The 14,619-nt window shown below is 70.5% G+C and carries 9 protein-coding genes and 1 pseudogene; 3 read left to right on the forward strand and 7 right to left on the reverse strand.

Annotated features, from left to right (window positions below):
* Window positions 1-82: 82 nt before the first annotated feature.
* Together P3F85_RS01330 and P3F85_RS01335 are read left to right on the forward strand one after the other, a co-directional pair.
* Window positions 83-4,765, forward strand: a complete 4,683-nt coding sequence (locus P3F85_RS01330; RefSeq protein WP_374009470.1) for a PKD domain-containing protein — start codon at window positions 83-85, stop codon at window positions 4,763-4,765.
* Window positions 4,766-4,835: 70 nt separating this feature from the next.
* Window positions 4,836-5,915, forward strand: coding sequence for a glycosyl transferase (locus P3F85_RS01335; protein WP_374009471.1), 1,080 nt, complete (start codon window positions 4,836-4,838; stop codon window positions 5,913-5,915).
* On the opposite strand, the gene P3F85_RS01340 is transcribed toward P3F85_RS01335, so the two are convergent.
* A complete protein-coding gene (locus tag P3F85_RS01340; protein ID WP_374009472.1) occupies window positions 5,856-6,575 on the reverse strand; it encodes a polysaccharide deacetylase family protein in 720 nt (239 codons plus the stop codon). The genes P3F85_RS01335 and P3F85_RS01340 overlap by 60 nt on opposite strands.
* Window positions 6,575-7,525 carry a glycosyltransferase family 2 protein gene (locus P3F85_RS01345; protein ID WP_374009473.1) on the reverse strand — a complete coding sequence of 317 codons (951 nt, stop codon included), beginning with the start codon at window positions 7,523-7,525 and terminating at the stop codon, window positions 6,575-6,577. The genes P3F85_RS01340 and P3F85_RS01345 overlap by 1 nt, the downstream gene beginning before the upstream one ends.
* Window positions 7,526-7,640: 115 nt before the next feature.
* Between P3F85_RS01345 and P3F85_RS01350 the strand changes: the two genes are divergently transcribed.
* Window positions 7,641-8,630, forward strand: a complete 990-nt coding sequence (locus P3F85_RS01350; protein WP_374009474.1) for a glycosyltransferase family 2 protein — start codon at window positions 7,641-7,643, stop codon at window positions 8,628-8,630.
* Between the two features lie 72 nt (window positions 8,631-8,702).
* Here P3F85_RS01350 and P3F85_RS01355 read toward each other — a convergent pair.
* The 5 genes and pseudogenes from P3F85_RS01355 to P3F85_RS01375 all read right to left on the reverse strand — a co-directional run.
* A pseudogene (locus P3F85_RS01355) lies at window positions 8,703-9,296 on the reverse strand (glycosyltransferase); the annotation flags it as partial.
* Window positions 9,297-9,666: 370 nt separating this feature from the next.
* Window positions 9,667-11,331 carry a polysaccharide biosynthesis tyrosine autokinase gene (locus tag P3F85_RS01360; protein WP_374009475.1) on the reverse strand — a complete coding sequence of 555 codons (1,665 nt, stop codon included), beginning with the start codon at window positions 11,329-11,331 and terminating at the stop codon, window positions 9,667-9,669.
* Window positions 11,332-11,359: 28 nt separating this feature from the next.
* Window positions 11,360-12,643 carry a glycosyltransferase gene (locus tag P3F85_RS01365; protein WP_374009476.1) on the reverse strand — a complete coding sequence of 428 codons (1,284 nt, stop codon included), beginning with the start codon at window positions 12,641-12,643 and terminating at the stop codon, window positions 11,360-11,362.
* Complete coding sequence (locus tag P3F85_RS01370; protein WP_374009477.1) at window positions 12,640-13,437, reverse strand: CDP-alcohol phosphatidyltransferase family protein; 798 nt, start codon at window positions 13,435-13,437, stop codon at window positions 12,640-12,642. The genes P3F85_RS01365 and P3F85_RS01370 overlap by 4 nt, the downstream gene beginning before the upstream one ends.
* Entirely contained in the window at window positions 13,434-14,612 is a 1,179-nt protein-coding gene (locus tag P3F85_RS01375; protein ID WP_374009478.1) for a DUF1972 domain-containing protein, read from the reverse strand. The genes P3F85_RS01370 and P3F85_RS01375 overlap by 4 nt, the downstream gene beginning before the upstream one ends.
* Between the last annotated feature and the right edge of the window lie 7 nt (window positions 14,613-14,619).

Consider the following 14,619-nt stretch of genomic DNA (forward strand, 5'->3'; position numbering starts at 1 on the left):
GAAATATAATCACTTTCGTCGCAGTCGCCTGCCTGCCGACCAACCCGACCCGAATGAAGGCAAGCTGATGAGGAAAGTACCCGTGCGAACCCGCATCCTCGCCGCCACCGTCGCAGCTGCGACGATCGCAGCGAGTTTCTTTGTAGGAACCCAGGCTGCGGTCGCGGATACTGCGCCACCTGATGCCGCGACACCGAAGACGGTGTCCACCGATCCCTTGCCCACCGTCCAGATCAACGGGGTGGTCTGGACCCAGCTGGTCGTGGGGAACACCGTCTACGTCGGAGGCAACTTCTCGACCGCTCAGCCCGCCGGCGCCGCTGCCGGTGTGAACACGGTCTCGCGCACGAGCATCCTCGCGTACAACCTCCAGACCGGCGTGCTCAGCACCACCTTCGCACCGGTCCTCAACGGCGTGGTCCGGTCGATCGCAGCGTCGCCCGACGGGTCGCGCATCTACATCGGCGGCAACTTCACGACCGTGAATGGCGTGAACAAGTACCGCGTCGCCGCCCTCAACCCGACGACAGGTGCCGTGATCGGCCAATTCGGGGCCGACACGAACGCACAGGTCTACGCGGTCGCAGCGAACGCGACCACCGTCTACATCGGCGGAGTCTTCAGCACCGTCAACGGGGCCACGCACAACAAGATCGCCGCCGTCAACGCGACGACCGGTGTGACGAACGCCTGGGCTCCCGGTGCGGACGACGGTACCGTCACCTCGCTGGTGGTGTCACCGGACGGATCCAAAGTGGTCGCCGGCGGAAACTTCACCTCGTTCAACGGCTCCAACAACCCCGGCTACGGTCTCGCAGCGGTCGACACGACCACCGGCGCCAGCGTGCCCTGGAAGGTCAACGGCCTGATCCGGAACGGCGGGACGCAGGCCTCCATCACCAGCCTGAGTTCCGACGGGGACAGCGTCTACGGCTCCGGTTACGTCTTCGGGAGCACGGGAAACCTGGAAGGCGTGTTCCGCGCCAGCTGGGCGGACGGCACCATGAACTGGGTCGAGGACTGCCACGGCGACACCTATTCTGCGGCGCCCTATCAGGGCGCGGTCTACGCCGCAGGACACCCGCACTACTGCGGCAACATCGGCGGGTTCCCGCAGACGTCGCCGACGTGGACGTTCCACCGCGGCCTGGCCTTCAGCAAGGACGCGACCGGGACGGCGACCGCCGACCCGTACGGCTACTACAACTACGCGGGCAAGCCGACCCCGACCCTCTTGAACTGGTTCCCGGACTTCAACGTCGGAACGTTCACCGGTGAGAGCCAGGGGCCGTGGAGCGTCGCCGCAGGCGGCAACTACGTGCTCTACGGCGGCGAGTTCACGACGGTCAACGGAACCCGCCAGCAGGGCCTCGTGCGCTTCGCCGTCCCGGCGATCGCGCCCAACAAGGACGGCCCGCAGCTCTCCGGCTCGAACTACAAGCCGAACGTGGCTTCGTTCACCTCGGGCACGGCCCGCATCAGCTGGCCGGCCAACTGGGACCGCGACAACGTCACCCTGAAGTACGAGCTGCTGCGCGACGGCAACAACACGCACCCGGTGTACACGCAGACCGTCAACTCGACCTTCTGGAACCGGCCGAACATGGGCTTCGTCGATACCGGACTGGCGCCGGGATCCACACACGGATATCGCCTGAGGGTGACCGACCCGTTCGGGAACCAGGTCCTCGGTGACGGCGTCAACGTCACGGTGGCCAGCTCCGGGACGATGTCCCCGTACGCCACCGACGTGCTGAACGACGGTGCCAGCTCGTACTACCGGATGGGCGAGTCCGCCGGTCCGAACGTGTACGACTGGTCCGGCTTCAGCGACGCGACCGCATCGAACGTGACCTTCGGAGCACCGGGCGCCATCATCGGCGACTCGAACACCGCGGGAAGCTTCAACGGATCGAACAGCCTCGTCGCGACGACGACGCCCATCGCGGGTCCGAACACGTTCGCCCTGGAAGCCTGGTTCAACACCACCAGCACCTCCGGGGGCAAGATCGTCGGCTTCGGCGACAAGAACACGGGCAACTCGAGCAACTACGACCGGCACATCTACATGGATGGCTCCGGACGCGTGTACTTCGGGGTGTACCCGGGATCGAGCCAGACCGTGCAGAGCGCACCCGGTCTCAACGACGGCAAGTGGCACCAGGTGGTGGCACAGCTCAGCCCCGGCGGCATGCAGCTGTACATCGACGATGTCCTGGTCGGCAACCGCACCGACGTGACGACGGCGCAGCCGTACAGCGGCTACTGGCGCATCGGCGGTGACAGCCCGTGGACAGGCAACGCCTACTTCGCCGGCTCCATCGACGACGTCTCGATCTACTCGCAGCCGCTCACCCGGACGCAGGTGGACACCCACTGGGTGGCCTCCGGTCGCACCTCGGTGATCCCGACGGCCCCGGCCGACAGCTACGGCAACCGCGTGTTCAACGATGCGCCGAGCTCCTACTGGCGGCTCAACGAGACCAGCGGCTCCACGGCCAAGGACTCGAGCGCCGGCCTGCAGCCCGGCATCTACAGCGGAGGCGTTACGAAGAACGTCCCCGGTGTGATCTCCGGCAACTCGGCAGCGCAGTTCGACGGGTCCAGCGGTCTCGTCTCCAGCGCCCAGCAGGTGAGCAACCCCACCACCTACTCGCTCGAACTGTGGTTCAACACGACCACGCACAGCGGCGGGAAGCTGATCGGGTTCGGTTCGTCCCAGACGGGGCTGTCGAGCTCGTACGACCGGCACGTGTACATGCAGGACGACGGGAGGCTGGTGTTCGGAGTCTGGACAGGGCAGACGAACACCATCACGACCACGAATCCGTACAACGACGGTCAGTGGCATCATGTGGTGGCCACGCAGGGGTCCGGAGGAATGGTCCTCTACGTGGACGGTCAGCAGCAGGGAACCAACCCGCAGACCGCAGCGCAGGGCTACGACGGCTACTGGAGGGTCGGAGGTGACAACACCTGGGGGTCGAGCAGCCCGTACATCAACGCCACGATCGACGAGGCCGCGGTCTACCCCGCGGTGCTGAGCGCCTCGACGGTCAAGCAGCACTACGTCCTCGGTGGCGGGCAGGTGCCGAACACGCCGCCGACCGCGTCGTTCACCAACACGGTGACCAACCAGGACGTCAGCGTGGACGGGTCGGCATCCGCCGACTCGGACGGCACGATCGCCTCCTACGCCTGGAACTTCGGTGACGGCGGAACGGCGACCGGCGCGACGGCGACCCACCACTATGCCGCTCCTGGCACGTACCCCGTGACCCTGACGGTGACGGACAACCAGGGCGCCACCGGGACCAGCACCTCCACGGTGACGGCCACGGCGCCGCCGAACGTGCCGCCGACGGCCTCGTTCACCAACACGGTGACGAACCTCGACGTCTCCACCAACGCCTCGGCATCGGCGGACTCGGACGGCACGATCGCCTCCTACGCCTGGAACTGGGGCGATGGGAACACCGGGACGGGTCAGACCGCGACGCACTCCTACACGAGCGGCGGCACGTACACGGTGACGCTGACGGTGACCGACAACCAGGGCGCCACGGGGACGAGTACCGCCTCCGTGACGGTCGCGCCGGCACCGCCGGCCAACGTCCCGCCGACCGCGTCCTTCACCTCCACGGTGACGAACCTGTCGGTGGCCCTGGACGCGTCGGCCTCCGCGGACTCGGACGGCACGATCGCCTCGTACGCGTGGGACTTCGGTGACGGGCAGACGGGAACCGGCAAGACGGTGAACCACACGTACGCCGCCGGCACCTACACGGTGACGCTGACGGTCACGGACAACAAGGGGGCGACGGGAACGTCGACCGCCTCGGTGACCGCGACCACACCGCCGAACGCTCCGCCCACGGCCTCCTTCACCAGCTCGGTGAACGGCCTGACGGCGAGCTTCAACGGCACCGGCTCCTCCGACTCGGACGGCACGATCGCCTCGTACGCTTGGGACTTCGGTGACGGGCAGACCGGCACCGGTGCCACGACGAGCCACCCGTACGCGAACGCCGGCACCTACACGGTCAAGCTGACGGTCACGGACAACCTCGGCGCCGCGAACACCAGCACCGGCTCGGTGACGGTGTCCACCCCGGTAGCTCAGCCCTTCGCCCTCGACGCCTTCGGGCGCACGGTGACCGGCGGCTTCGGGACGGCGGATGTCGGCGGACCGTGGACCCGGTGGGGATCTGCCTCTAACCTCTCGGTCTCCGGGGGTGCGGGCAAGATGCTCCTGGGGACGCCCGGTACTCAGGCGGGCGCGTACCTGAACGACGTGTCGCAGACCAACACCGACCTGCGGATGCAGTTCTCGGCGGACAAGGCGGCGACCGGCGGCGGAACGTACCTGTACACGATCGGACGCAAGACGGCCGGTTCGAACAACGAGTACCGCACGTCGATCTGGTGGCGGAGCAACGGAACGGTGGCGGTATCGCTCGTCGCCTTCCAGGGTTCGGCCTCGGGTGTCACGCTCGGCAACACGGTCGTGATCCCCGGCACCTTCGCCCCGGGCGCCCAGCTGAACGTCCGGATGCAGGTGACGGGCACGAGCCCGACGACCATCCGGTCGAAGGTGTGGCTGTCGGGTGCATCGGAGCCGGCGAACTGGACGGTCTCGGCGACCGACTCGTACGCGGCGCTCCAGGCTCCGGGCGGGATCGGTGTGATGGGCTACCTGTCCGGAACGTCGACCAACGCTCCGGTGACCGTCTCGGTGCAGCAGCTGAGCGCGTTCGCCCCGTGATGACACGTTCTGCGCCCGCCGCGTCGGGCGGCGGGCGCAGAACGCCATACCGAATCGAAAGGGAGCGACGATGACCGACGGCCAGGCACGCCCGATCCGCGTGCTCCAGTCCTTCCCCACCCCCCGCCCGACGACCAACCCGTACATCGTCATGCTGGCCCGCAGCCTCCAGAGCGAGCCCGGAATCGCGATGAGCACCTTCACCTGGAAGCGTGCGCTGCTGGGCCGTTACGACGTCTTCCACGCGCACTGGCCGGAGATCCTGGTCTCCGGACGCTCCCCGGTCAAGACCGCCGTCCGGCAGCTCTTCACCGTCCTGCTGCTGCTGCGGTTGCGGCTGATGCGCACACCCATCGTCCGGACGGTGCACAACCTGGAGCTGCCGCGGGACCTGAGCCGGTCCCAGACGGCGATCCTGCGCACGTTCGACCGCTGGACGACCCTGCGCGTCCGGCTGAACGACACGACGCCGATGGCTGCCGGTCAGGCCTACGAGACCATCCTGCACGGGCACTACCGCGACTGGTTCGCCCCCTTCGCCCGGCGCTCGCCACAGCGGGGGGCGCTCGCCTTCTTCGGCCTCATCCGCCGCTACAAGAACGTGGATGGGCTGCTGCGGGCGTTCCGCGGGGCCGAGGGTCCCCTCCGGCTCACGGTCGCAGGCAAGCCGTCCAGCGAGGAGCTGGCCGACTCCATCCGCGCCATCGCATCCGAGGATCCGCGGGTCTCCGTCGCCTTCGCCTTCCTCACCGACGCCGAGCTGGTGGAGGTCGCCACTGCCGCCGAACTGGTCGTGCTGCCGTACTCGGAGATGCACAACTCGGGCGGCGTGCTCAGCGCTCTCTCGCTCGACCGGCCGGTGCTGGTCCCCGCAACGCCCTCGAACGATTCGCTGGCGGCCGAGGTCGGTCCGGAGTGGGTGCTCCGCTACGAGGGGCCGCTGACCGCGGACGACATCGAAGCGGCTGTCCGTTCGGCCGGTCGGCCGCACGACGGGCGCCCGGACCTGAGCCGGCGCGGCTGGGAGCAGACCGGAGCGCTCCACCGCGATGCGTACCGCCGTGCTGTCGCCCTCGCGCGCGGCCGCGGGTCAGCGCCGGAAGCGGCCCTCGAGCACCGGAGTGCCGTGCGCGAGCACGTCACCGAGTGACCGGCACGCCAGCCCGAGGCCGTCGTACTGCGTGAGCACCTGCTCGGCGAACTCTCCGCGGTCGAATTCCGGGCGCGGTCCGTCGGACACCCCGTCGCGTTCGGACGCGAAGCCGTCGTGCCCCAGCACGATGGCGCCGGGCCGTGCGCCCGTGCGTGCCGAGGCGAGCCGCTGCTCGGTGGTGAGGTCCTTCCAGTCGTGGAGGCTGGGCCCCCACAGCACCGGCGTCAGTCCCGCCGCGCGAGCCGCCTGCCACGTCCACAGCGTCTGCGCGCCGTAGGGCGGCCGGTACCAGCGGATCGGCGTTCCGGCCGCACGCTCCAGCTCGGCCCGGCCGCCGGCCAGCCGGGCGCGCGCCTCGCGACGGCCGATGGTGGTCATCCGACGGTGGTCCGTGCCGTGCAGGCCGATCTCGTGGCCCCGGGCGACGATCTCGTGCAGTAACTCCGGCTGCTCGCGCACCCGGGTGAGCAGGACGAAGAAGGTCGCGGTGGCTCCATGCCGCTCCAGGGCGTCCAGGATGGGCGCGGTCGTCTCTTCGTCGGGACCGTCGTCGTAGGTCAGCACGAGTTCGGGACGGTCGGTCTGCACGCGCACGAGGGAGCCGGTCACCCGGCCGGCCCGGCGCGCCGCTCCCCGGAGCGATTGAGCGAGGCCCATCAGGCGGCCGCCGGTCGCGCGTACTCGGCATAGACGAGCCCGAAAGCCCCGGAGACGAAGCCCGCGCCCCGGAACGCCATCCGCAGGCCGCGGGCCTGGTGACGATCGGAGCGCAGGAGCAGACCGACCGCGAACCGGCCGAGCCCCGCGACGATGCGCGCAACGCCGCCGATCGTCTGCCTCGCGCGCACCCACAGCCGGCGCGCGGGAGACGTCGCGAGACGCACGGCCACGACGGTGGTGGTGTTGCCGTGACTCCAGGCCCGGGTGAGCACCCAGCGTCTCGTCATCCTGCTGCGGGGGACCATGTCGGTGACGATGGAGGTGTCGCACCAGATCAGCTGGAGCCCGGCCGCGTGCAGCTGCCGGCTCAGCAGGGTGTCCTCGCCGCCGGTCAGCCCGAGGTCCGTTGCGAATCGGAGGCCGGTCGGGAGCACCTGGTCGAGGTCGAGGAGCAGGTTGCCGGCGGCGGCGAGATCGATGGAGGTGCCGGTCGGCATGCTGCGGCGGCGGAAGAAGGATCCCGCCTCCAGCCACGGATCGAGCTCGCCCGCGAACGCCGCGACCACACGGCCCGAGACGGCTGCCGCGCCGGACGCGCTCCAGGTGTCGAGCAGATCCTGCAGCCAGACGTCGTTCGGTCGCTCGTCGTCGTCGATGTAGGCGATCAGCCCGGCGGCGGCCTCATCCATCGCCCGGTTCCGCACCGCCGAGATGCCGGGCTCCGGCTCCACGACATAGCGGATGCGGCCGCCGCCGACGCTCTGGACGACCGCTCGGCCGCTCGCGTCGGGATCGTTGTCGACGACCAGGACCGAGGCCGCGTACCGCGCGGGATCCGCCCGCGCGGCCTGGTCCATCAGCATCGGCAGGAGTTCGGCGAGATCATCCGGACGGTGGTACGTCGGGACGGCGATCGTGACCGCGATCGGGTGCCGCGTTGCCGGCATCGTCTCCCCTTCCGAACGCGTGTGATCATCCGTGCGATACTGAGCGTAGCTCACACTTCCGCCCGGTCTCAGCCCCAGCACGAGGGACCCCGCGGAGTCGGCACTCGGAGGGCGCGTGAACCATTCGGCGGGCGGAACACTGGCGGTCATCGTGGTGAACTTCGGTTCCAGCGACCTGCTCCGGCGCACGCTGCTGCCCTTGACGGCGCAGCTCGAGGACGCCGTCACTGTGGTGGTCGACAGCTACTCGACGGCCGCCGAGCGCGCGGCCATCGCGGCGCTCGCCGCCGAGGCGGGCTGGTCCCTGGTGACGCCGGAGGAGAACATCGGCTTCGGGGCCGGGATGAACGCAGGCGCCGAGCGCGCGCGCTCCCTGGGCGCCGCGACGTTCCTCCTGCTGAATCCGGATGCGTCCATCGAGCCCGACGCCATCGCGCGCCTTCAGGCCCGCTGCTCCGACGATCCCTTCGTGCTGGCCGCTCCGACCGTCCTCCGGCCCGACGGCAGCGTGTGGTCCGCGGGATCGGACCTCTACCTGGCCGACGGACGCATCCGGTCGGCGCGGCGGCGCGGGGACTTCCCGGGGGCGCGGCGGGAGGAATGGCTGAGCGGCGCCTGCCTGATGCTCACCGCCGCCCTCTGGGACGCCATCGACGGATTCGACCCCGGCTACTTCCTGTACTGGGAGGACGTGGACCTGTCGCACCGCGTTCGCGCGGCCGGTGGACGGCTCGAGGTGCTCGCGGACGCCACCGCGGTGCACGCCGAAGGGGGCACCCAGGGCACGGACGGACGGCAGGCGGGCGCGCAGTCCGCAGGGGAGCCGAAGTCGTCCGTGTACTACTACTACAACATCCGGAATCGGCTGCTGTTCGCCAGCCGCCACCTGCCGGATTCCGACCTGCGAGCCTGGCGCCGCGCGACCGTCCGCGTGTCGTGGGAGATCCTGCTGCAGGGCGGCAGGAGGCAGTTCCTGCGCTCAGCCGCCCCGCTGGTCGCCGGCTGGCGAGGCGTCCGCGACGGCCGGCGGCTTGTCCGCGAGGAGCTTCGGCGCCGTTCCGAACAGCCACTGGTCGGCGGCCAGCCGGCCGTCGAGCGCCGGTAGCACTGCGACGATCTCCGCGGCTGAGCGGGGGTCGTCCAGAGCCTCGACGATGGCGTCCGCGAGCCCGACCGGATCCGTCGGCACCGGGAGTGCGCGGTGCCCGTTGGCGGTGAGCCAGTCCGCGAGGCCCGTCTCGGTCGTGGTGACGATCGCGCAGCCCGCGGCGAGCCCCTCGACGATGGGGAGCCCCACCTGTTCGCGCCAGTCGGGCCGTGGCTGCGAGGGCAGTGTCAGCACGTGCGCGGCGAGGAGGGTGTCGCGGATGACGTCCCGCGGCGGGTCGGGGCGGAAGGTGACCGTCGGGTCCTGGCGGGCCAGCTGATCCGCCTGAACGTACAGGGCGCCCTTGCCCAGGATGGTGAGCCGGGCGTCCGGCCGCCGCGAGCGGACGTGCTCCCACGCCGCCGCGACGATCGGGAAGCCCTTCCGCTCGACGAGCGCGCCCAGGAAGACCACCGCGGCAGCATCGCGAGCCGCCGTGTCTGCTCCCGGCAGTGGCGCGGGAAGGGCCGGGATGACCTCGGACGCGAGGGGCCGGCGGTGCGAGGGGAGGGCCGACTCGTAGAGGGCCCGCGACTGGGAGGTCCCGTACGCGATCCGGTCGACGCGCGACCAGACGCGCCGCGACAGGAACGACTCTGCGGCGCGGCGGACGCGCGAGCGCATCCGGCGGCCCACGGGGAACGAGCGCGGGTCGGCGTTCTCGATGGCGTAGCACACGACGGTCGTACGGGGCCGGCCGACGATGCGCGCGAGTCCGAGGGCGGACAGCGCGAGCGCCGTCGCCGGAGCACTGGACGATTGCAGCGGCTCGTTGATCTCGAGCACACGCACCTTCGAGCGGGCGAGCAGCCACGCCGCCGCGAGCGGCGACGCGCGGATCAGCTCCAGACCCACCGTCGCCGACTCGTCGAAGTCGTAGCGTCTCTGCCGGTACAGGATGGCGGCGGGCTCGAGCTCGCTCGCTCGCTCCAGGTGCGCCGACCGCACCGACTCGTAGAGGCGCGCACGCTCGCCCGAGATGCGGGTCACGGCGTCAGCCGTTGCCGGACGCCCGCGCGTAGCCTCCGGCCCGTCGTCCGGAGTCCTTCGAGCCGTCGTGGTCGTCCGTCTCGTCCTGCTCGTCGGGATCTCCCGCTTCGTCTGCTGCGTCCTCCTCGGCCGCGGCATCCCAGTCGCCGCGAGCGACGGCGCGCAGCCGGCGCTGGGTGGAGTCGTCGGGCTCGGACCCGTCGCGGTCGCCCTCTGCCGGTCCGGCGGCGACGAGTTCGTGGTCGACGTCCAGCACCGGGCGGTGCTCGTGGGCGGTGGGCGCGCCGGTCGCCGTCGTACGCGATGGACGCCACCACGGTCGCCGCGGCTTCGGCTCCTCTGCCACGTAGTAGGACTCCGCGCGGCTGCGCGGGCTGTTGTTGAGCACGACGCCGATGACGGTCGCCTTCACGTCGAGCAGCGCGGTGTAGGCCCGGAACAGCTGGCCGCGGTGCGCGTAGTTGTACATCGTCACCAGCATCACCGCCTCGGTCAGGTGAGCGAGGGTGAGCGCGTCCGAGCTGGGGAGCAGCGGCGGAGTGTCCACGATGATGAAGTCGTACTCCTGCTTGAGCTCGGCGAGGAGCGTGGCCATCGCGTTCGAGGCGAGCACCTGGTTCGGGTTCGCCGGGCAGACGCCCGACGGGAGCACGTCGACACCCGGCGCCCACTGGCGGATCGCCGTGTGGACGTCCACATCCCCCACCAGCACGGTCGTCAGGCCCACCGCGCCCTCGACGCCGCAGTACTCGGCGACGGCGGGACGATGCAGGTCGGCGTCGATGATGAGCACGCGGCGCTCGCGCTCCGCGATCGCGAGGGCGAGGTTGATGGTAGTGGTGGTCTTGCCCTCGCCCGGCATCGCCGAGGTGACGATCAGGGACGAGATGCGGTGGTCCACGTCGGCGAACTCGAGGTTGGAGCGGATGCGGCGGTACCCGTCGGCTGCCGCGCCGTGGGGGACGGCCAGCATCGCGAGGCCGTGCGGCTCCGACCGGCGCCGCCTCGGGACCAGTCCGATCAGGGGGCCTGCTCCGGACCGCTTCACGTCCCGTTCGCCGCGGATGCGAGTGTCGAGCAGCGCCCGGCCCAGGGCGTACACGATCCCGGCGACGAGGCCGAGCACGGCTCCGGTGATGATGAGCAGTCGCACGTTGGGCGCGACGGGATGCGTCGGCACCTGGGCGTGCGCCACCAGTGTCATGGTGATCGACGGCTTGCCGTTGGCCGCGGTCGGCGAGATCGTCTTGGCCGCGTTCGCGAGCGATCCGGTGACGGCGTTCGCGATCTCGGCCGCCTTCTTGGCCGACGTCTCCGTCGCACTGATCTCGATGATCACGGTGTTCAGCGGAGCATCTGCGGTGATGGAGGACGCCAGCCCGGCGGGGGTCTCATCCAGCCCCAGGTCCTGGATGACCGGGATGAGCACGATGGGCTGGGTCGCGAGCTGGGCGTAGCTCTGCACCAGGCTCTGGGTGAAGGTCGAGCCCTGGACGAGCTCGCTCGTCGTGCTGCCCTCGCCCGCCGACAGGAAGACACTGCTCGTCGCGCGGTACTGGCTCGGGATGGTGGTGGCGTACGCGTAGCCGAGCACAGCTCCTATGATCCCCAGGAGCACGATGGTGATCCATCGCGTCCGCAACGCTGTCAGGTATTCGTGCAGATCCATGATGACCCCCACCTCCCGCCTTGTGTGTTCACACTAATCTCCGCTCAGTCCCGCTGTCTGCCCCGAGATCGGGGCGCGTGCCGGTCGGTGGCACGTCCGTTCGGTCGTTGTCGGTCAAACCCCGCCCGCGCACCATTGAGCGGACGGAGGTCGCGATGCGCCGGCGGTAGGCGGCAGGACTGTGGCGCGCCTCGGCGCGGGCGCGATCGGCCCAGGCGCGCTCGCGCACGCCCGGCCAGCGGTCGATGAGGTACGTGGTCGCGTCGGCGATCGCCCCGGCGTCACCGGCGGGGACGAACCGCGCCGAGGCGTAGCCCTCCGCCGCCTCGCGGAGGCCGGAGGTGTCGCTGACGATCACGGGGCGTCCTCCGAGGATCGCCTCGACCGCGGTGTTGCCGAACGGCTCATCGAACCGGGACGGCACGACCACGATGTCGGCCCGCTCGATCAGGCTCCAGACGTCGTCCGAGAAGCCGTGCAGCCGTACCGCGTCCTGGAGGTTGTCGCGGCGGATCTGCTCGCGCAGCGACGCCTCGAACCATTCGTACCCGGGGAACACCGCCCCGGCGATCTCGAGCGTCGCCTCGCAGCCGCGGGCGCGGAGCAGCCGGACGGCCTCCACCGCCAGGTCGACGCCCTTCCGCTCGGAGAGGCGCCCTATATAGAGGAGTCGGACCGGCCCGTCGATGGCGGTCCGCGCGCGGTGCGGCTGGGCGGGCCCGGCGACGCCGTTGTCGATGAGGACGGCACGGTCCGCGACCTTCGCCGACGACCGCCGCAGGACGTCGATGCTGTACCGGCTGTTCGCGAGGACGCCGTCGGCGAACCGGAGCGGCGTGACCAGCATCCAGCCGATGACGCGGGATGCCTTGCCCTCGGCCTCGTGCACGTGGCAGATCACGCGGGGCCGGGCGCGGCCGAGGCCGGCGAAACGGGGGAGGACGGTCCACAGGGGGATGGTCAGGGTGTTCACGAGCACCACATCGGGCCGCACGGTACGCAGCAGCCGACGGCCGGCGCGGACTCCGCGCACGGTCGTCGCGATCAGGCGCGCCATGCCCCGGACGCTGAGCATGCTCTTGCGCAGCACCGGAGACTCGCAGACCACGACCGTCGCTCCTCTGTCGCGGGCCTCGGTGGCCAGCGGTCCGTCGGCAGCGAGCGCCAGGGTCACCTCGGCGCGCGCGTCGACCAGACCGCTCACCGTCTCCAGCAGCATCCGGTCGGACCCGTACATCTCGCCGCTGGGGTGCGCGAGGAGCACGCGGGTCCCTGCGAGAGCACCGGGCAGGCTCGAGAGATCGCCGGTCATCGCGCAGACCTTGCCTCGGCGGACTTTGCCGCATCCAGGGCACGCATGTCGCCGAACCATTTGACCAGCGCGAGAGCGAAGTGACCGAGGTTGCCCAGGAACATCAGGCTGTAGATGACGAAGAAGACCGGCGGCGCGCCCAGCGTCAGGAAGATGAGGCAGAGGATGCCGTAGTCCGTTGGCGCGAGCAGCACCGAACGGAGCAGGGATCGGCGGCCGCCGGAGGTCGCGGGCGGTGTCCGGGTGCCCGCGGCCGCGACCCGCTTCAGCTGATCGTTCAGGATCATCGTGAAGAACTCCGCCGCCGCGATGATTGCGAACACGAGCGGAACGAGCAGCAGGGCGGCCGACGGCAGACCGAAGTGGAGGTACGCGGTGATCAGGACCGCCAGGTGCAGCGACGAGATCTTGACGCAGTCGATCACGTGGTCGAGCCACTCGCCGGCGAACGACCCACCGCCGCGCAGCCGCGCGAGCTGGCCGTCGGCCGAGTCGAACGCGTAGCCGACGGCGAGGAGCAGCCAGGTCAGGACGCCCAGCCACCAGGTCGGCGGGACGAAGGCGATCAGCGCGATGCCGGAGAAGGTGAAAACGGCGCTGATGGCCGTCACGGCGTTCGGCGTCAGACCCGCCCGGAAAGCGGCGGCGGCGATCAGCCGGCCGGCCGGCCGGTTCACGTGGATCGAGTACGGCGGTGCGCCGGCGGCCTTCGCCTTCTGCGCCGCCGCGAGGTCGCGGACCACGTCGAGGTAGCGCGGGCGACCGGACGGGACACTGCCCTCTGCGGCGGTCATAGCAGCTCCATCTCGCGGTCGTCCGGGCGCGATGCGTCCGGCCACTCCTCGGCGGAACGACGCAGGCGGGCGCGCGTGCTGTGTCCCGCGCGGAGCTTCTCGGCGAGGGCCTCATACCCGGCGGCGACGATCTCCCAGTCGTAGGTCTTCTCGGCCCGGTCGCGCAGGCGGTCGCCGATCACGACGGCGTCCGCCGGGCGCTCCTCGAGCGACGCGATCCGTGCGCCGGCCTCGGTCGCGTCCGCGAAGAACACGCCGTCCGCGCCCAGCACCTCCCGGTTGAAGGTGACGTCGTAGGCGACGACGGCCGTTCCCGCACCCATGGCCCGGAGCAGCGACGGGTTGGTGCCGCCCACCGAGTGGCCGTGCACGTAGGTCAGCGCGTGTGCGTACAGCTGGTCGAGGACGCGCTGGTCGTAGACGCCGCCCAGGAAGCGGACGCGCTCGTCGTGTCCCGCGATCCGCCGGACGAGGGAGGTGTACTCGGCTCCGTACGGCGCCGATCCGACGACGACGAGCGGCTTCGTGGCTTTCGACAGGCGATAGCCCTCGACGATCATGTCGACGTGGTTCTCGGGTTCCATCCGTGCGACGACGAGGTGGTAGCCGCCCGGCTCGAGGTCCAGTCCCGCCAGGGCGTCGGACGGAGCGTGGCGCAGGATGGGCGCCCCATAGGTCAGGAGTTCGGTCGCGACGCCGAACTGGTGCGTGTAGTAGTCGGCGATCCCCTGAGCGTCGGCAATGAGGGCGTCCGCCGTCCGGATCGCCGTCTGCTCGGCCCAGCGGTAGTAGGCGCGCGCGCGTCCGCCCCACTTGCCGCGCTTCCACTCCAGGCCGTCGACGTGGAGGGCGACCGGGGTGCCGCGCATCCGGAGCACCGGGAGGAAGGGCGCGTTCGCCGCGTTGAAGACGAAGGCGGCGTCGTACTTCTTCGAGAAGGCGACGTGGTTGACCGAGAGCGCGGTGTGGCTGAGCGTTTCGAGCGACTTGGTCCGGATGGCCGGGAGGACGACGAGCCGCATCCCGCGGTACTCGCGGGAAACGGCGGCCGCTCCCTTGCCGCGCCGGCAGTACACCGTGACCTCGTGGCCCCGCTCGGCCAGCCGCGCGCCGATCTCCTCGACGGCCGTCTCGAACCCGCCGTAGGCGGCCGGGACGCCGCGCGTGCCGAGCATCGCGATT

It is taken from the genome of Leifsonia sp. T36S-04 (assembly GCF_042465655.1).
Taxonomy (GTDB): Bacteria; Actinomycetota; Actinomycetes; order Actinomycetales; family Microbacteriaceae; genus Leifsonia.